Source organism: Bacteroides sp. 1_1_14, assembly GCF_000162515.1.
Lineage (GTDB): Bacteria > Bacteroidota > Bacteroidia > Bacteroidales > Bacteroidaceae > Bacteroides > Bacteroides thetaiotaomicron.
Genome location: NZ_GG774703.1, coordinates 802,222 through 822,949, shown reverse-complemented (window position 1 = coordinate 822,949; position 20,728 = coordinate 802,222). Strand labels below are relative to the sequence as shown.

12 protein-coding genes and 4 pseudogenes are annotated in these 20,728 nt (G+C 40.2%); 13 read left to right on the top strand and 3 right to left on the bottom strand.

Annotation, left to right across the window (positions count from 1 at the left end):
- The 13 genes and pseudogenes from HMPREF9007_RS25945 to HMPREF9007_RS17900 form a co-directional block, all read left to right on the top strand.
- Positions 1-419 (top strand): annotated as a pseudogene (locus HMPREF9007_RS25945) (MFS transporter); the annotation flags it as partial.
- 37 nt (positions 420-456) lie between these two features.
- Positions 457-1,647 (top strand): AGE family epimerase/isomerase, encoded by a 1,191-nt coding sequence (locus HMPREF9007_RS17865; RefSeq protein WP_008760728.1) that lies wholly within the window; start codon positions 457-459, stop codon positions 1,645-1,647.
- 48 nt (positions 1,648-1,695) lie between these two features.
- Positions 1,696-3,887 (top strand): annotated as a pseudogene (locus HMPREF9007_RS17870) (alpha-N-acetylglucosaminidase).
- Between the two features lie 216 nt (positions 3,888-4,103).
- On the top strand, positions 4,104-7,142 hold the full coding sequence (locus tag HMPREF9007_RS17875) for a TonB-dependent receptor (RefSeq protein WP_008760727.1): 3,039 nt from the start codon (positions 4,104-4,106) through the stop codon (positions 7,140-7,142).
- 14 nt (positions 7,143-7,156) lie between these two features.
- Complete coding sequence (locus HMPREF9007_RS17880; protein ID WP_008760726.1) at positions 7,157-9,040, top strand: RagB/SusD family nutrient uptake outer membrane protein; 1,884 nt, start codon at positions 7,157-7,159, stop codon at positions 9,038-9,040.
- A gap of 21 nt (positions 9,041-9,061) precedes the next feature.
- Positions 9,062-10,438, top strand: coding sequence for a DUF1735 domain-containing protein (locus tag HMPREF9007_RS17885; RefSeq protein WP_225651941.1), 1,377 nt, complete (start codon positions 9,062-9,064; stop codon positions 10,436-10,438).
- Positions 10,439-10,455: 17 nt separating this feature from the next.
- Positions 10,456-10,782, top strand: a complete 327-nt coding sequence (locus HMPREF9007_RS27060) for a DUF4855 domain-containing protein (protein ID WP_165000504.1) — start codon at positions 10,456-10,458, stop codon at positions 10,780-10,782.
- Positions 10,783-10,808: 26 nt separating this feature from the next.
- A complete protein-coding gene (locus tag HMPREF9007_RS27550; protein WP_277754634.1) occupies positions 10,809-12,083 on the top strand; it encodes a DUF4855 domain-containing protein in 1,275 nt (424 codons plus the stop codon).
- Positions 12,040-12,231 carry a glycerophosphodiester phosphodiesterase family protein gene (locus tag HMPREF9007_RS27545; RefSeq protein ID WP_277754632.1) on the top strand — a complete coding sequence of 64 codons (192 nt, stop codon included), beginning with the start codon at positions 12,040-12,042 and terminating at the stop codon, positions 12,229-12,231. Before HMPREF9007_RS27550 ends, HMPREF9007_RS27545 begins: the two co-directional genes overlap by 44 nt.
- Before the next feature lie 72 nt (positions 12,232-12,303).
- Entirely contained in the window at positions 12,304-12,438 is a 135-nt protein-coding gene (locus HMPREF9007_RS27540) for a hypothetical protein (protein ID WP_262709529.1), read from the top strand.
- Positions 12,416-12,762 (top strand): annotated as a pseudogene (locus HMPREF9007_RS17890) (fibronectin type III-like domain-contianing protein); the annotation flags it as partial. The gene HMPREF9007_RS27540 and the pseudogene HMPREF9007_RS17890, both read left to right, overlap by 23 nt.
- A gap of 11 nt (positions 12,763-12,773) precedes the next feature.
- Positions 12,774-14,030, top strand: a complete 1,257-nt coding sequence (locus tag HMPREF9007_RS17895; protein WP_008760724.1) for a hypothetical protein — start codon at positions 12,774-12,776, stop codon at positions 14,028-14,030.
- 13 nt (positions 14,031-14,043) lie between these two features.
- Positions 14,044-15,144 carry an SGNH/GDSL hydrolase family protein gene (locus tag HMPREF9007_RS17900; RefSeq protein WP_032850189.1) on the top strand — a complete coding sequence of 367 codons (1,101 nt, stop codon included), beginning with the start codon at positions 14,044-14,046 and terminating at the stop codon, positions 15,142-15,144.
- Between the two features lie 656 nt (positions 15,145-15,800).
- Here HMPREF9007_RS17900 and HMPREF9007_RS17905 read toward each other — a convergent pair.
- The 3 genes and pseudogenes from HMPREF9007_RS17905 to HMPREF9007_RS17915 all read right to left on the bottom strand — a co-directional run.
- A pseudogene (locus HMPREF9007_RS17905) lies at positions 15,801-17,209 on the bottom strand (DUF5009 domain-containing protein).
- Positions 17,206-19,860 carry an alpha amylase family protein gene (locus tag HMPREF9007_RS17910; protein ID WP_032850187.1) on the bottom strand — a complete coding sequence of 885 codons (2,655 nt, stop codon included), beginning with the start codon at positions 19,858-19,860 and terminating at the stop codon, positions 17,206-17,208. Before HMPREF9007_RS17910 ends, HMPREF9007_RS17905 begins: the two are co-directional and overlap by 4 nt.
- An 11-nt stretch (positions 19,861-19,871) precedes the next feature.
- Positions 19,872-20,728: calcineurin-like phosphoesterase C-terminal domain-containing protein (locus tag HMPREF9007_RS17915; protein ID WP_008760720.1), on the bottom strand; the 857-nt coding region annotated here is incomplete at its 5' end.

Here is a 20,728-nt window from a genome sequence, read left to right as displayed (position 1 = left end):
GCAACTGGTCTATTACGGAGTTCGGGGAGTGGTTGTCTCCCTCCTGCTGATCGGCATTACTTCCTCTCGGTGATTCCTGGGGAGGTATCCAGCCTCTTCCTGCTCGTTTCTTCCTGTTCTATGTATTCTGCTGTGCCGTCTCCATCTGTGCCGTGGTGTTCGTGCTCCTCTCGGAGATGTACCCCACCAAGGTGCGCGGACTGGCGATGTCCATTGCAGGATTCGCCCTGTGGATAGGAACGTACCTGATCGGACAGTTAACCCCCTGGATGCTCCAGAATCTCACCCCCGCCGGAACATTCTTCCTGTTCGCAGTCATGTGCGTGCCGTATATGCTCATCGTATGGAAACTCGTGCCGGAGACCACAGGAAAGTCACTGGAAGAGATTGAAAGATACTGGACCCGGTCGGAACAGTAGAAGAAAGAAACCTTAATAACTTAACACTTAAAGATATATGGATTTTAAAACACTAGCCGATCAATATCGGAATGAATTATTGGATAATGTCCTTCCATTCTGGCTCGAACACTCTCAAGATCTTGAGTTTGGCGGTTATTTCACCTGCTTAGACCGCAAAGGAGGAGTTTTTGATACAGATAAATTCATCTGGTTGCAGGGACGTGAGGTGTGGATGTTCTCCATGCTTTACAACAAAGTGGAAAAACGACAGGAATGGCTGGATTGTGCCGTTCAGGGTGGTGAGTTCTTGAAAAAATATGGACATAATGGAGATTACAACTGGTATTTTTCACTCAATCGTTCGGGTAGACCATTAGTAGAACCATACAATATTTTCTCATATACTTTTGCCACCATGGCCTTCGGGCAGTTGAGTCTTGCTACCGGAAGTCAGGAATATGCAGACATAGCAAAAAAAACTTTTGAAATCATACTCTCTAAAGTTGATAATCCGAAAGGTAAATGGAATAAGCTTCATCCAGATACACGAAACTTGAAGAACTTCGCTCTCCCGATGATCCTTTGTAATCTGGCTTTGGAGATCGAACATCTCCTGGATCCCGGTTATCTGGAACAGACAATGGAAACCTGCATCCATGAAGTGATGAATGTCTTTTATCGTCCGGAGCTGGGTGGTATCATTGTTGAGAATGTCGATATGGACGGTAATCTGGTGGATTGCTTCGAAGGTCGTCAGGTGACCCCCGGTCATGCTATCGAAGCGATGTGGTTTATCATGGATCTGGGCAAAAGGCTGGACCGACCGGAACTCATACAACAAGCAATGTTAACCACCTTAACAATGCTTGATTACGGTTGGGACAAGCAATGTGGCGGCATCTATTACTTTATGGACCGTAATGGTTGTCCTCCCCAACAATTGGAGTGGGATCAGAAACTTTGGTGGGTGCACATTGAATCCTTGATTTCATTATTGAAAGGTTATCAGCTGACCGGAGATAAAAGATGTCTGGAATGGTTTGAGAAGGTACATGACTACACATGGACACACTTCAAAGATCCGGAATATCCGGAATGGTTCGGTTATCTGAATCGGCAGGGAGAAGTATTGCTGCCACTCAAAGGTGGGAAATGGAAAGGCTGCTTTCATGTACCAAGGGGATTATTTCAATGCTGGAAAGTACTGGAAGAGTTACGAGAAACAAATGAAATTATACATCCATGAAAATCAAATATCTAACATATAATACATTCTTATTTTTATTACCCTGATATGAACAGACAATACTTCTATATAATACTTACAATTTTTCTTTTTACAAGTTGTAGAAAGGATACTGGATCAAGTAACCCAGTATTAGAACAGATGTGCCAGAGATTATTTCCTCAACATGCAGATTCTTTTGAATTTGAATTACTAAATGACTCAAACCAGATGGATCGTTTTATACTAGAATCGGCACACAAGAAAATTCGCATAAAAGGAAATAATAATAATTCTTTGGCCGTAGGTCTTAACCATTATCTGAAATATTACTGCCATACGAATGTATCTTGGTATGCCTCTGATAGCATTGATATGCCCGAAGAGTTACCAGTAATTCCTCAACCAATATCTATCCGTTCTAAGTGTGACAATCGCTTCTTCTTGAACTACTGTACATTTGGATATACAATGCCTTATTGGAAATGGTCTGATTGGGAAAGGTTGATTGACTGGATGGCATTAAATGGAATTACGATGCCATTAGCTATCAGTGGACAAGAGACAGTATGGTATAAGGTCTGGAGCAAATTAGGATTAAACGATGAACAAATACGTTCATATTTCACAGGACCTGCGCACTTGCCCTGGCATCGTATGTCTAATGTCGATTATTGGCAAAGTCCCCTGCCGAAATCATGGTTGGAGCAACAAGAAGTATTACAGAAACAAATATTAAAGAGGGAACGCGACTTTAATATGACCCCTGTTTTACCTGCATTTTCTGGGCACGTACCTAAAGAACTTAAAGCAATCTATCCAGATGCCAAAATTCACGAAATGAGTCAATGGGGAGGATATGATTCAAAATATCGCAGTCATTTTATAGAACCAATGGACTCTCTGTTCAACATCATTCAAAAATGTATTTGGAAGAGCAGACGGCAATATATGGCACAGATCATATTTATGGAATTGATCCTTTTAATGAGGTTGATTCTCCAAATTGGAATGAAGATTTCCTGGCAAAGGTTTCTAAGAAGATATATGAGTCCATTTATCAAGTAGATGCTGAGGCTAAGTGGTTGCAAATGACATGGATGTTTTACCATGATCAAAAGAAATGGACACAACCCAGAATCCGTTCTTTCCTGGAGGCTGTGCCAGATGACAAACTCATACTGTTGGATTACTATTGTGACAGTACAGAAATATGGAGGAATACGGAAATGTACTACGGAAAACCATATATGTGGTGCTACTTAGGCAATTTTGGTGGAAACTCCATGATGGTCGGAAATCTGGATGATGTTGATGTCAAAATTGAAAAACTCTTTGTAGAAGGTGGTGAGAATGTATATGGCCTAGGAGCTACCTTGGAAGGCTTCGATGTGAATCCTTTTATGTATGAATTTGTATTTGACCAGGCATGGGAGTATCCGTTAACAACTGATCAATGGATTCAAAACTGGGCAAAATGCAGAGGGGGAAATCAAGATAGACATATTCTGAAAGCATGGGATTCATTACATAAAAAAATATATAAAAAGTATGCAACAGCAGGGCAAGCCGTTTTAATGAATGCACGTCCAATGTTAGTGGGCACAGATAGTTGGAATACCTATCCGGACATCACTTACAACAATCGTGACTTATGGGATATTTGGACAGAAATGTTGAAAGCCAGTCATATAAACAATACTGGATATCGATTTGATGTAATAAATGTAGGACGACAAGTATTAGGAAATCTCTTTTCCTCGTTTAGAGATCATTTCACTCAATGTTATTCAGAAAAAGACATAGATGGAATGAAGAAATGGGCCGATCAAATGGATGCACTATTGATAGATACAGACCGTCTATTATCCTGTGAAACCAATTTCTCAATCGGTAAGTGGATTGACGATGCACGTTCTTTTGGAAAAACAGAAGCTGAAAAAGAATATTATGAGGAAAATGCACGTTGTATCCTGACAGTATGGGGACAAAAGGCAACCCAGTTAAATGACTATGCAAACAGGGGCTGGGGTGGATTAACTTACAGTTATTATCGTGAACGTTGGAAGCGCTTTACAACAGAAGTAATAACCGCTTCATCATCCGGCCAGAAGTTTGATGAAAAACAATTTTATCAATCAATTACTGACTTCGAATATGAGTGGACATTATCCAAAGAGCACCATCCTATAATTTCTGGAGAGAACCCGATATTGTTGGCCAAGACATTATCTGAGAAATATATGCAATATTTTTATTAAGTACATACCTCAAAATAATTATAAATTATAAAACAAAACAGCCTATGAATATAATACCGAACTTATAATTAGGGAAATTATCAAATCTAAAGAAGAAAAAAATACAGAATTACTTAACTTTAAATTATTAATGTATGATGTCGGACTTACGAAAAAACATTTTTTTCAATTAAAATCTGGACTGTTACGACATTCTGTTTATTATCACTAGTAAACATGAACGCCAGTAATACTCTCGCTCATTCTTTACAAAAAGATGAGATCAAAGTAGTAAAGGACAATCCTGGCAAGAAAGTAACAGGAAAAGTCTTGGATGAATTTGGAGAACCTATTCCCAGTGCATCAATATTGGTAGAAGGACGTTCAAGGGGAGTTATCACTGACTTGGACGGAACATTTGTGATAGAAGTCTTGCCAACAGATAAACTAGTCGTTTCTTTTCTTGGAATGGAAACGCAGACTATTTTGGTGGGTAAGCAAACAAATATCGTAGTTAAAATGCAACCCCAAACAGCAGAACTTGACGAAGTTACCGTAGTAGCATATGGTAAACAGCGAAAAGCAAGCGTTATTGGTGCCATCAATACAGTTTCGATGAATGAGCTGAAAATGCCTGTTGCTAAATTGAGTTCCGGTTTGGCCGGACAGTTGGCTGGTATAGTTGTCATGCAGCGTTCAGGTGAACCGGGTGCAGGTGCTGATTTTTGGATTCGGGGTATCAATACTTTCGGTGCAGGCAACAAACCTTTAGTGCTGGTTGATGGAGTAGAACGTAGTATGGACCTTGTAGATGTTGAGGATATCGCTTCTTTCTCTATTCTGAAAGACGCTACCGCAACAGCATTATATGGAGTGCGTGGAGCCAATGGTATTGTACTTATCACGACAAAACGTGGAACCGAATCAGCACCTAAGATTAATGCACGCGTAGAATATGGTTTTACCAATCCAGTACGTATGCCCGAATTGGCTAATACGGAACAATGGATCAATTATTATAATGATATTACTTTGGAATCATCCGGACGCTTGGCTATACAACCTGAAGAAAAAGCAAAATACCTGAATAATACAGATCCGGATCTTTACCCGAATGTAGATTGGATGCAAACATTGTTTAAAGACTTCTCCAACACCACACGCGTGAATATCAACGTTACCGGGGGATCTCCTAAAATACGTTATTATGTAGGCGGCTCCTTTTATTCGGAAGGCAGTGTATTCAATATTTCGGATAAAGACCGCTACGATGCTTCAATGCGCTATAACAAGTTTAGTTTTCGTTCAAATATTGATATCAATGTAACTTCATCTACTGAGCTGAGTCTCTCACTGTCCAATCAATATGAGACCAAGAACCGTCCTTATGGTTCACTATCAGATTTGTATGCTTATATGATCCGTACTTCTCCGATAGCTACTCCTACTATTTATTCAGATGGCACTTTAGCTAAACCAAGTACGGGTACCAATCCTTATAACAGCCTGAATAACTCTGGGTACTCGCAGGATTTCTTCAACAATGCGCAATCACTTATTTCGCTTACACAGGATTTCTCAAAAATGGTAACTCCGGGATTAAAAGCCAATGTTAAGTTCTCATGGGACGCCTACAATGCGCATACACTAAACCGCATTGTAACACCATCTACCTACTATGCAACAGGACGTGATGAAGAAGGAAATCTTGACTTTGTAAGGAGTACTGAAGGTAGTGATTATATGAAACTCACACGGACGAATTCGGGCACACGTACTATCAACTTTGAAGCCTCAGCCAATTACGACCGCCTCTTTGGAGAAAAGCACCGTGTTGGAGCCTTGTTTCTTTTTAGTATGCGTAACTATACAGACAATTTCCCGGGTAATTATGTAGACGCTTTTGCCCACAAAAACATCGGTATTGCCGGTAGAGCTACTTATTCATATTACGACCGTTATTTTGCTGAATTTAACTTCGGATACAATGGCTCTGAGAATTTCGCACCTGACAAACGTTTTGGTTTCTTTCCCTCTTTTGCTATAGGATATATGCTAAGCAACGAAGCTTTCTGGGATCCGTTGCGTTCTACTATCCACCTGTTGAAAATCAAAGGTTCGTATGGAGAAATAGGTAATGACCAGATTGGCGGAAACAGACGTTTTGCATTCAACTCCACCATGAAAGAAGGACAATACGGCTATATTTTCGGAACGAATCCCGGTAGTGGAAGTATCGTAGGTATTTCTACAGGTATTCCGGGAAACCTGAATGTTTCATGGGAGAAAGCTCAAAAAGCGAATGTGGGACTGGAACTTGGCTTATTTGACCAGCTTAAATTCCAACTTGATTATTTTTATGAAAAGCGTACCGGTATCTATATTCAGCAAGAAAGTGTTCCTTCAATCGTCGGTCTCAATGAAACCCAGTATGTGAATCTTGGAGAAATGAAGAATCAAGGTTTCGATGGTTCTATGGAGTATGAACAACGATTTAATGACTGGTATGTCTCTGCCCGTGCCAATTTCACTTACAATCGAAATAAAAAGTTGTATGATGATAAACCGACTCCTATATGGCCCTACCAAAGTGAAGCTGGATTTGCCTATCGTCAGCAACGCGGTCTTATAGCTCTAGGTCTTTTTGAGTCAGAAGAAGATATAGCCAATAGCCCCAAACAAAACTTTGGAAACGTTCGTCCTGGTGATATTAAATATAAAGACATCAATGGTGATAACGTTATCGACGCATACGATAAGGTAGCGATTGGCTATACGGACGTACCGGAAATAAATTATGGATTTGGTATTAGTCTGGGCTGGAAAGGATTTGACGCTTCTCTGTTTATGCAGGGAGTAGGAAATGTGACTCGTATTATCGGTGGAGACGCTCTTTATGGTGCCTCTGATAATATAGAGCGTTTAGGACAGATTTACGCAGATGTAGCCGAAAAACGTTGGACAACCAGCAATCCTAATCCTAATGCTACTTATCCACGGCTTTCTATGAGCAAGGTAGAGAATAATCTTCAACCCTCCACCTACTGGCAACGTAATATGAGTTTTCTTCGTTTGAAAAATGTGGAGATAGGATATACCCTTCCGAAGCATATTTATAAACGTCTGGGCATGTCATCAATTCGTGTTTATGCACAGGGTGTCAACCTTTTGACATTCAGCAAATTCAAATTGTGGGATCCCGAACTCGATTCCAACTATGGAAATATATATCCTCAGATGAGAACAATCACCTTAGGTCTTAATCTTAACTTTTAAAGTATATTAGAACTATGAATAAAAAGATACGAATTTTAGGAATATTCCTATACTTCACCGTTGCATTCAGCTTTGTATCATGCAACGATTATCTGGATGTGACTTTGCTCGACCAGCTTACACAAGACGAAACCTTTAGTAAGCGTGTCTCTACCGAACAGTATTTAGCGCATGTTTATAGCTACTTGCCACGGGAATATGAATATCTGGAAGAAGGAAGCGCAGTTCCCCGTAGTGATGAAGCCATGTTCTCTTGGTATCAGTGGGTCAACTACCTCTCTTTCAATAATGGATCATGGGGACCTTCTACTCCAAACTATAATATTTGGAAAGCAAAGTATACAGGCATAAAGCAAGCTAGTATATTCATGAACCATGTTGACGAATGCTTGGAGATTGACTCTGAAACGAGACGTATAATGAAAGCAGAAGCACGTTTTCTGCGAGCTTATTATTACTTTGAACTATTCCGTCAATATGGTCCTGTGTATATCTGGGGAGACATCGAATCGGATGAACTTATAAAACCGGAAACGATAGACCGTCATACAGTTGATGAAAACGTAAATTTCATAGCTGAAGAATATGATAAGGCTATTGCAGAACTTCCTGCAGAGATCAGCGATTTCACAAAATGGGCAGGACGTATCACCAAGGGAGCGGCAATGGCTGCCAAAGCGCGTTTAATGCTCTATGCCGCCAGTCCATTGTATAATGGATGCGATCTTTATAAAGGACAAATGAAGAATCTGTATGGTGATTTCCTTTTTCCACAAAGTCCCGATCCTCAAAAATGGGAAAAAGCCGCTAAAGCTGCCAAAGACGTTATAGATATGAACATCTATGAATTGTACAAAGACCAGACTGAAGCAGACCCTTTACTGCGTGCCATCAAATCTTATCAAGGAGTTCTTTTTGAAGAGTGGAATAAAGAAACGATCTGGGGTGCCTGGGGACGTAATCCTACTAATACTGGACTCGGGGCTATAGGTTTCTATCTGTATAGCCGGTGCATGCCTCCTAGAGTTTGTGAATTGGGTGTCGGTGGCTTCTGCCCGTCTCTGAAATTAGTAGATACTTATCCGATGGCTAAATCCGGAAGATATCCTGTTACCGGATATGATAATAACGGGAATCCTGTAATTGATAAGCAATCGGGATATACCAATACCGGTTTTACAGAAAATTTTAAGCAGCCGGGAGCCAGTTTTGCACCTGGATTTAAAGCGCATAATAGCTGCGTCGGACGTGACGCCCGTTTTTATGCTTCTGTATTTCCAAATGGTTTTTATTGGATCAATCAATATAAAGGCATAAAACAAGTTACCTTTTTTACGGGAGGATCGTCCTCGTACTTAGAATCCGGAGATTGTGTCAAAGTCGGATATCTGTGGAGACGCCCACTCGATCCTGCTCTTAATACAGAAAGTGGCAGTTGGGGAACCGTATTCTGGCCCTATTTCCGTTTGGCCGAAATATATCTTGACTATGCTGAAGCTTGCAATGAGAAGCCCGAACGCAATGAAACGGAAGCATTGAAGTATATTAACCTTGTTCGCGAACGTTCCGGTTTAAATGCCCTCGAAACAGCGTATCCGGAAGTGAAAGGCAATAAGGATTTGTTGCGGATGCTGATTCAAAAGGAACGCATGGTAGAATTAGCCTTTGAGGGACACCGATATTATGATGCCCGTCGCTGGATGATTGCTCAACAAGAGTTTCCCGGACCGGAATATTCTCTTAATTTATTGGCCACTTCATACGAAGATTCTTGGTCGCGGACATCAAATGTTTGGAAAGGTGGTCCTCGGGTATTTGAGCCTAAGCATTATTTCTTCCCTATCAATCAAGAACAATTGAGTGAAATGAAGAATATTACTCAGAATTACGGATGGTAAATATATGTAATGGATATAAATATGAAAAAACATAAGACAATACAATTCATAGTTGCTGCACTTTTTATTGCATCGGCATGTACTGATGATCGTGATAATCTCATGGTTAATGATCAAATCGGACTATTGCATTCTACCTATACAGAAACGGAGGTATTCCGTGGTATGGATACCCCCTATCAATTATTTGTTATCAAAAGTGGGAAAGGAAAGCAGGAGACAGAAGTTTCCATTTCTGTTGACGAGACTGTTCTTCAGAGTTATAATACGGATAATGGAACATCGATCCAATTATTGCCTTCCGATTGTTATACCATTCTTCAGCCTGCTCTGCGTCTCAACGATTCCGACTATCGGAAAGCTTTTGATATTAAATGGAATGCCGACCGTCTATCCGATCTTCTTTCTACGGGAAAGGAATATGGCTTGCCCATACAAATGAGTGTGGTGCAAAATTTTATCTCTGCAGATGATGAGCGACTAAAAACCATTATTGTACCTACTATTAAGGAACCTTATTTGCAAATGGATGTTCCTGGTATGAGTCCGGTTACTGATTTTATGCCGACTTTCGGCGATTTGAATGAAAGAGAACTGTTCGTAAAGATAAGAACTAATTATTCTAATGACGAAGATATTTCATTTCAGATTGAAGTCGATCCTCAGTTAGTCATTGATTATAATACCGCTCATGGCACAGCTTATAAAATGTTGCCGGAGAGTTCCTTTACTGTAGATAATAAGGGAGTTATATTAACAGGCATGAAGGAAACATTCATTAAAATTAAATACCACAAGAAAGGGTTAATACCGGAAGAGGGTACTTATTTATTTGGTGACTATGTACTTCCACTACGCATTACTTCCGTTTCAAAATATGGTATAAGTCCTGATGCTGCGTCCAAACTGTACACAGTTAAATTCCAACCGGACCCAATAGACAAGAAAGGATGGAGTGTTATAGATTTCAACAACTGTTGTACCCAAGACGGCGGATGGTATCTGAATATGGGATGGGGAGTGGAATCATTGATAGACAATAATCCTGGCACACAATGGCTATGCCGATGGGATGTAAAAGAGCCCTTGCCCTATTACTTTGTATTTGACATGGGGAAAGAATATACATTATTCAGATTTGGATTTGCTAACCCTGTTGCACCAGCAGCACACGTTTGGGCAGGCACATCGAAAGCCGGTTATGTAGAAGCTAGTATTGATAACGAGAATTGGGTTAAATTAAAAGACTGGACTTCTCCCAAAATCGGAGAACCCAACGTTAATATGGATGTTCCTGCGACACAAGCCCGATACATTCGTTTTGTAATAACTGATACCTATCCGACTTATGACGGGCTGAGAGTTAGTCTTGGTGAAGTTTATGCTTGGGGTATGTAACTAAAAACATGAAAATTATGAACTATTTCTCACTATATCTAAAAGGATTGATATGTTTCTGTCTGTTATTTATTACTATGGATAGTCATGCGCTATCCATAGATAAAGGATATAGACAGAATAAAATAAAAGATCTGGCACTTATTTACCAGGGAGGAGTGCATCGTATTGACTGGACTTCGGATCAATTTCTCCCCTATGTGGTACATCAGTTTGCAGATGGACATAAAGACTGGTTATTTGACGGATTCTTGTTTTTGGAGTTCACAGATGGGAAAGGCTGTGGCTTTGCAACACGCTACTCAGATAAAAATGCAAGAAAAAAGAATGGCTATGGTTATTAGATCGTCTTTTTGAAGATGGAAAAGCGCTGTCTGCCTTAGATCGATGTATCGGAACACAGATTAAAGAAATTGGAAAACCGGATTTTACTCATCAGATAGTACTATGTCTTCCGGAAGTTCTTCCCGGACAAAAAGATTGGGGAGAAGTGGATGGCGAGCCAATGGACTTTTCCAGACAAGAGGATCAGGTGAAGGCCACCCGTTGGTATATCGATGAGTTAATGAAGCGATTCAAACAGGCAAAATACAAACATCTGAAACTATCAGGTTTCTACTGGCTGGCAGAGGATATTGATTTCACTAAAGATCTGTCAGTTCCATTAAGTAAGTATATTCATTCAATGAACAAAACATTTTGCTGGATTCCGTATTGGCAGGCAAAAGGCTACAACCAATGGAAAGAATTAGGCTTTGATATTGCTTATCAACAACCGAACCACTTTTTTAAAGCCTCTATTCCCGATAAAAGATTGGAAGAAGCATGTCAATCTGCCGCCACTCTGAACATGGGGATGGAACTTGAATTTGACGAAAGAGCATTGTTTGATGCCAAGGACTCGTTTTATAATCGTCTGGTAGCGTATATTGATCATTTTGAAAGACAACAAGCCTTCCGTACATCTGCAATGGCCTATTATAGTGGCAATCATGCTGTTCTTGATATGTATAAATCAACGAACCCGAAAGATCATGAAGTCATGGACAGACTGGCTAATCTGATTGTATCAAGACGTGGCAAGCAAAAAAAAGAATCTCATCAGACCAAAGTTATTGCCCATCGTGGATTCTGGAATACACCCGGATCTGCACAGAACTCGCTAGCGGCTTTAGTGAAAGCTGATTCAATAGGTTGTTACGGTTCGGAATTTGATGTATGGCTGACAGCTGACGATGAATTGATGTTGAATCATGACGGATGGCATGAAGGATACTCTCTGGAGAAAACATCTTCTGACGTGCTACGCACTTTAAAGTTAAGCAATGGAGAGAATATGCCAACTTTAGAGCAGTTCCTTGATAAAGCGAAGAAACTTAAAATACATCTGATACTGGAAATGAAACCTCTCAGTACTCCGGAACGTGAAACAAAAGCCGTTGAAATGATCCTAAAGTTGGTTGAAGAGAAAAAATTGACTCACAGAGTAGAATACATCTCTTTTTCCCGTCATGTGATGTGTGAGTTTATACGTCTGGCACCTCCTAAAACTCCAATTTTGTATTTGGGGACAGGATATTTCGCCCAAGGAACTGAAACAATTGGGGGCTACCGGGGCAGATTACAATTATTGGGCTTATCATAAAAATCCGGATTGGTTGAAAGATCTGAAAAATTCAGGGATGACCTCCAATGTATGGACTGTAAATATCCCCTCTGAGATGCAATGGTGTATTGACAATGGTTTTGATCTGATAACCACAGATGCACCGACAGCTTTCTTAGGCTTATAATAATCATTTGGATAATATGCTGATGGAATTTACCATCAGCATATTATATTTATACTGTTTATACGGACAACAATGAAATTAATAAATATCATAGCAATCATGCCTTTTCTGGCATCATCTTTCATGATGCAAGCTCCTGTTTATCAAGATGTGAATCAGCCCATTGAAGACAGAGTGGTAGACGTATGGAAAACTAACAGCAAATAAGAAAATCATGTCAGTTGACGAAACAATAACTTTCAGTTTAACTGTCAAGCACACAGGCAACCGTGAAGGACAGGAAATTGTTCAGCTTTATATCAGAGACATAAAGTCTTCTCTTCCCCGCCCGGTGAAAGAATTAAAGAGATTTAAGAAAGTGAAATTAATGCCGGGTGAAGAAAAATAGTTTCTTTGTCTATTGATAAAGAGGCATTAAGCTTTTTTGATGCGGAAAGACATGAATGGATTTGTGAACCGGGCAAATTTGAAGCTATCATAGCAGCATCAGCCATGGATATCAAAGATGTTCTCAAATTTGAATTAAAATAAAGATAGAAGCCATGACGAAACGTTTAATCCTTGCATTCGTATTTTTATCCTGGCACTTAGTAGCCTGCTCGAATGGAGATTCGGGAATTTCTTCCGGACTCCCGGATAAGCCTTCTGCGGAAGAAGACTCTCCCGGGACTGAAACGATATCCGAAGAAATGAGAGTGAAAATAACCGGCGAAGATTTATATATATCAGCCAAGTTAGATGCCAAAACCGATATTCTTTATTGGTTCAAGAAGTGTATGTTCAATGAACTGTTCACATTTTATAGAGTAGGAACAATTGACAACAATATGCCTGCTCCTGCCACTCTGCCCGATGTTTCTCCGACTTCTCTTCTGAATCTGGCTTACAGTGACAATATCGGTCCTTTTAATATAACCGGATACGGGTGGTGTGGAGGAAATCATCCCTATCTGGATGAAGTTACTCAAACTGCCCGCAATATCGGTTATCGTATTTATATCGACGGAAAAGAAATAAAGACAGATCTATCGACTCTGACAAAAGAGATAAAGATTGAAGTAATCAATGAAATAATGAACCCTTCCAAAGCCGATACCAGTAGTGGAAAAACACTTCTGAATGAGATCTTATGTATTGAGACTGTCAATTATTCTATTTATAGAAATAACATTCAAGTCTTGGTTACTCATGAATTTCAAAATGAGTCTCCCGTGACAGTACAAATGTATTACGGAATGCAATCTATGTTTGACAAGGAGACACATACATTAACTGCCAATGGCAAGTATGTGGACTGGACAGTACAAAAGGATGTTTCTACCTTTACAAAGAAAGAGTATCCGTCATTTCGCCGTTTCATTGAGAAAAGCGCAAATGCGTATCAATCTTCTTATCTGTTTGCCGACGGATTGGGAAATCATGAAGAAATATCAGATGATGATATTATATTCATAGGAAATTCCAGCAATAAGACGTACCACAAGATTATAGCTGATAGAGAACACAAAAAGGGGGATATTATTCATTGGAGCGGAGTGTATACCTGGTTTAAATCTCCTGTTTCTGATGATGATGATTTGCTGTGTTATGAAGGTGTTATAGATAATAAAAAGGTCCTTTTTATAGATTGCAAGAAGAGTGTCGACAGGACAATACAGTTGCCTGTCGATTATACTAAGAAGTCTTTTACGATTATAGAGAAAAGTAAATCAATAACAATTACCGGTAATAAAGTAACAGCCAAAGGACTTAGAATTGTATCCGACGGGTCCGGAAGTTGTGTGATTACCTTTGATTAATTTAGAAAACGATATGTGGAAAAATGTGTTAGTTCTGGTCAGCCTCTGTCTGTTGTTTGAAGATGTAAATGCTCAAACTACCAAGAACAGATACTATAAAGCTAATGATGAAAACGTTTCTTACGTGGGACGTACGGAAATACAGAGTGATGGTTCTGTTTCTTTCGACTGGACCGGTACTTATCTTCGTACCCGACTTTCGGGAGGAGAATTGTCTATGAAGATTTCAGATACTGGTATTAATTATTACAATGTTTTTGTAGACAGCCTTTTACACAAAACGGTAAAAGTATCCGGTAAAGATACTTTGATTAATTTCATTTCCGGCATGGATAAAGGCATCCATCATGTGTTGATTCAAAAACGTACGGAAGGGGAATGGGGAAAGACAACCATTCATCAATTTGTGCTTCATAATGAAGGAGAACTGATGAAAGAAACTGAGTGCCCGTCCAGACATATCGAATTTATCGGTAACTCGCTGACGTGTGGCTATGGTGTAGAAGGGAAAGACCGTAGCGAACCTTATAAAGCTGAAACGGAGAATTGCAACTTATCTTATGCCACTATTATCGCCCGCTATTTCAATGCCGATTATACGCTTATTGCACATTCCGGACGTGGAGTAGTTCGCAATTATGGAGATTCCGTCCGAATATCTGCCATGACAATGAAAGACCGTATGCTGAATACATTTGATATGAATTTGGATAAGAAATGGGACTTTAGAACATACAAGCCCGATTTGGTTGTTGTTAATTTAGGAACTAATGATTTTTCCACCAATATATATCCATTGGAGGATGAGTTTATTCATGCTTATAAGTTACTAATAAGCCGTCTTCGTACAAATTACGGAGATGTTCCTATATTATGCATCAGTCCGGCTATTGCTCAACGGCAGATCGTTCAATACATGGAGCGTATGCGCAAAGACTTGAATGATAAAAAAGTTTATATAGCAGTTCTTCCCGAAGGCCTTTGTGATTCGACTACAGACCTAGGAGCAGCATGGCATCCCAATTACAAAGGTCAAATGAAAATGGCTATGTCATTGATTCCTTATATGTCAACTATTACAGGATGGCCATTGAAAAAGGAATCGTTTTATTAAGACTTACCATGTTATATAATTATCAAAATGGCATTTTGTCATTTTGATAATTATAAACTCTCTAACGGACGTATTTCCATCGTTTCATAGGATAGAGAATAAAATGACAGAGATTTGCCGTTACAGGAAATCACTTTGTTGCGAATATGCATCTAGATGTATTCTTTTTGCGTTATTTTTCACACTACTATGTAATATCTTTCTCTTTTTATATTACTTTGCATCATTCTGATTAATATTTTTCATCCTAAAACAAAGTCTAATAAATAAGATACCCATCATTTTAGAGCTAAAATATGCTCCTTTTAAACGGACTTAGCGTTGCTTTTAAAGCAATGGGACGTTCCTTTAAAAGCAACCTTATGTTTATTTACAATCAACCTTATGTTTTAGCTCAATCAACCTTATGTTTATTTCAAACTATACGGCGTTTTTTATGCAAATGACCGCTCGTTTATTCATAATCATGCATATTAATTCATGATTTTATGCATATCTCTTTCTATCTTTACTCATCTATCAAAAGATAGAAATAGCAAAAACAGGAAAATAAGGAAATTATGCTTCCTGTTTTGCTATTTATCTATCATTTTGTTTTCTGTTTAATTTGTTTTTAATGCCTGTTATTATACTGTGGGTATATCTATTGAATGATGTCAAGTTCTCCAAAACCACTTGATCTTAGTAAAAACATCGTTACCAAGACAGCTAAAGACGTAATGATTACTCCCTGAAGGAATCCGAGCCACGCATTCTGCTGGAAGTAAGACAACAGCGAGACAAGTCCCAGTATATTAGCCAACGGCATAATGAATAAATCACTAACCACGTAAGCGATCATCGGATTCTGCCCGGACATAACAAGAAAGCGGCTACTTCGCACACATCTGAAATAATCACAGACAAGACTTAAGAATAAGAGCGCAAGGAATGCTAGACCGGAAGTTACAAAGAAATAACTAAAAGTGGCAGGATCTTTCTTGATACCTTCTTGAAAAGGTTCAAAACATAGCCCCAAAAGAAGAAGATATGCTCCGGCATTAAATAGCTTTTTCCATAACAAAGCGATTCCCTCTGCCGGACGTAAGAATATAAATTTGCCAATCAATAACAGCACAAGTGTCGCTAATAAATTCACTGCCAACATACGGGTGTAAAGCCCATAGAGATTAAATACAATAATCACCATAGTCAATATCAGTAACGCAATTCCTATCTTACGGTATTGCGGTGAAGCCGGCTGTTCGGTATCTTTTCGGCCCTTCATCCATTCCATCAAGTACTCACCGGCAATACTGCCGGGAATTACAATAAACAGATATTTCAGATAATCAAACCGATACATCCAGGGAAAAGGAGTATAATTGAATACCACCTGTGTCCAGGAACCTTCGACAGTACTTCCCAAAATGACAGCCATCAGCAGCAATAAAACGCCCAAACGCAACCATCGGTTATGCATCGTAAAAATGTAGAGCACAGAACCGAAGATGGCCATATTGGCTAACAACAGAATAATAATATTACTAAAATACAGACTGAACGTTCTTCCATCGGCATAAGAAGTAGTAAGCATCATGATTACTGCAATTCCGTATGCAGCTATCTTTATGCCGGTATGTGCCCAGTCCGGCATTTTCAAAGGAATGCGCATGAACATCGGAAACAGAACCGCAAAGCAAAGAATAGCCAGCAACCAGGCTCTGATGTCCTGCGGAGAACTCAGAACATACGGATAAAAATGCTGAATGAAGATGGCAAAGAAAGTCAGTTGTACTCCACGTTTCACCGCTTCATATACTAATTTCAGTTTAGAATCACCTTTCTCTGCACGCTTACCTATGGAAAAAGGGAAAGCTGCTCCCATCGCAAACAGAAAGAAAGGAAAAACAAGGTCTACCCATGTAATGCCGGGCAAAGAAGGATTGAATATATGATCAGGTGGCGGCGTCTGCGCATGACTCATCCAACCGGGGAGCACCTGCGTTACGATGGTAGCAGAAAGTACCATCGTAATAATCGCATATCCTCTCAAAGCGTCTAATGCATAGGCCCGGTTATTCATAAGGAACCTCCTCTTTTCATTCCTTCCTCTACTTCTTTCCACAGATTTTTGGTAATGATATGTACGATGTCAAATACCATTAATCCATCCGAACGGCGCAGGTTCATCTCTATTGTTTCCGAAAGTTTGGCAGGGTTGTCATAGAATTGGTCCACCAGAATACCTCCCATAAATTTATTACCTTTCAATATCTGACGTAAATGCTGACATGAGCCTTCTACACAATACCACGTACCGGATTGAGCCTGCGAATCTGTTTCGTTCCAGATACTCCGGTTCGTTTTTCTGTATTCCTCGATGGTTATGTCCGTATAATAATTACCGGTGGCATAAAGGTCTATCAGCTCGGCATAGCCATAATTTTTATATTCGGGTGTTGCCCAGCTGAAATCTTTGCCCGGATCATATTCTTTGCTGGCAAAGTTTACGCCTACTTCATAATAAGATGGATACCAGGCACCGGTGTACGTGCCGAAAGAAACGTCAGGGTTGGCTGTCTTGACTTCTTTACGGGCAAGCGCCATGAAATCAGTAATGTTTTTAGTTCGCCATTCCAGCCATTTCCGGAAATATTTTCCTGGTTGCGTTGTGTATTTCCCATCTGCATTTTTAGTCCAACGGAAAATATCTTCGGGGAAGTTTGCGACTTTTTTACCGATGTATTCTTCAAACTTCTCACGTGACAATGAAGAAAAATCAGCGGTTATTCCATCGTAACGTACCCGGTCGAGCATCAGACCGTCCAGGTCGGGATATTTGGTCACGACTTCTTTCAGAACATTCAGGATATGGGTACGATATTCTTCGTTCAAAGGATTGATCATGGCACCATATTTATGCTTCTCTTCGGTGATTGGAATGATTCCTTTATCGGGAGTGTACACCATCGAAGCCCATTCCGGATGTCCGCTATATACCATTCCACGGTCAAAATAGTTGTGTCCGGCACAGAATACATTCAATGAGGCGTGTATCTCCAGCCCCAGTTCGTGCCCTTTTTTGATAAAGTATCCCAGATAGTCAAAATCACCGGCTTTGGCTCCTTTCCATTCTTTCATTTGCGGAGCATATTCACTTTTATATAAAACTTCCCCTGTGATCGGACGAATGTCGACAACCGCATGTGTAAAGCCCAGCGATTTGATTTTTTCCAAGTAATAATCAATCGAATCTTTATGACTGAAGCGCTCAAAGTTTGCTTCGGCATCAATCCACATTAAGGCCGGTTTCTTTTTGATAACGATCCGAAAAGGAGAAGCCGGAAGCCCGGCATTATTGCATAATTCCCCCTGCATATAATTCCGGAAACAGTAGCGGACTTCTGTCGGGGCGCTAACAGAATCATTCCATACTTTCACAGTAGATGTGCCATTGATGACCTCCGCCTTTGCAGGTCGGAATATACCATCGGAACCTACGATCTCAAAACCTTTCACATTCTGATTTTCCGGAGTCAGTCCTTCCTCTCCATATTCAAAGTCTATTTCTACGGCATTTCCCTGGATACGATAGGTCTTGTAGACAGGACCGGAATATTGGAATCCTTTTCGGCCGTATGTCTGGGCCAATGCCCAATAAGCTAACCGCTCTCCAACCTTGATCTTATAAGGTGAATGTATAAAGAGTTCGCTGCCTGCGTCTCCGGTGGTCACCATTCCCACTCCGGGAACTTCCTTCATCAGCTCCAACTGACATTGACGGAACCATGCCCAGTCCAGCATCTCATTCCCTTCGGACTTCCAGGGAGCAATCTGGACATAATAAAATGGCATTTCAGCATTATGAAAGAAATTTCTCCATTGAGAAACCATAGCGGGAAAAAGCTTTTTATAAAGAGCAGGATCGGGAGTATTCGCCTCGCCCTGATACCAGATAACTCCTTTGACAGGGAATCCTTTCCACGGATTTACCATTGCGTTCCACAACAGAGTAGGCGTCCCGGTAGCCCATTCGAATTTATCCTGATTTGTATCCGGCAAGGTTACTTCGGAAAAATGAGATAAGGTTTCTCTGTCCATCCATGCTTCGATCTTTGACATACTCCAGGAGCAATGTATTAATCCTACAGGCACGTCCAAGGATTGTTGCAACAGATTGCCGAAGAAATAAGCTGTTGCACTGAAATCAGCCACTTCTTCCGAAGATGCTTCACTCCATTGTCCGTCTATTCCTTCTTCTTTCGGAGTCGTGCTCCAATCGTTCTTTACGGTGTAAAGTCTTAATGGTCGTTTAGGATTAGCGGACACGATATAGGGCTGCGAACCATAGACCGGTTGTCCGCGGAACCCTTTTACCGGCATTTCCATATTCGACTGTCCGGAGCAGAACCAGACTTCACCGATCAGGATATTTTTTAAGGTCAGCTCTTCTCCGTCCGAAAAAGTAATGGTATATGGTCCGCCGGCTTCCGGAGTCGGAAGAGCCAGTGTCCATTGTCCGTTCCGGTCACAATCTGCATAGATTTTCCGATGATTCCATGAAGCGGAAGCATATACACGTTTTCCGGGAGTAGCCTTTCCACGAAAAGTAACTTCTGCTTGTTGCTGCAACACCATGTTGTCTCCCCAAATGGAGGTCAGGGTTACTTTAGCTTCTGTTTTCAGAACAAAGAACAAACTTATAAGTAGCCAAAAGTATCTGTTTCTGAACATATGATTTTAGTTTATTTGTTTTCAATAGTTTGAGTATATACATTGCCGAAACGGTCAGTCACTTTAATCTTTATCCTTGCGTTTGGATTATGGGGAGTTGCATGAAAGAGATGCTCGGTGAGAACCGGAGATATCCAGTCATATTTCACCTTTTCCTTATCCGAACAGATGGCTTTTGCCATAGGATCATATCCTTTGTACTTTTGCATTTCGCCCATCCTTTGTCCATTTTCATACCATTCCACCTTCCACAGATCATCCCAATTCCATACATTGGCTATAATATCAGAAGGATATTCATCCGACGATCCTGCCGGATAAGCATGAAACTGGTGTTCCAGCGGATAACCTGCGCTTTTATAAATCCACTTCAATTGATCTCCGTTCACTTCATATATACCGTAACCTCTGGGAGTTCCGTCTACATTGATGTCCGCACGCCACCAAGTACCACACACTGCTGCCGTATTATGCTCCATCAACGAATCATTGAAATAAACGTTCGTATTGAAATGGGTATGCCCGGAAATGATATGTGCATTATAGCCTTCCAAGAGTTTATATAGTGCGGCTGTATTCACTGTTTCATCCTGATCCAAAGTATTATATCTTAACTTTTTCTGAAGGCTGGAAGGAATGTGCATGACCACAAATACCAGCTTATCCCTGGACACATACGAAAGGTCTTTTTCCAGCCATGCAAAAGTCCGTTCATCAATATATCCGATGTACTGGTAGTCACGATTGACATAGAAACAATTGTCGAGTACAATGTAATGGGCTTTTCCTTTATTAAACGAATAGTAGATGGGGCCGAAATAACTTTCAAAAGTACGGTACGAGTACTCAAAAGTACGTCCTCCGTAGG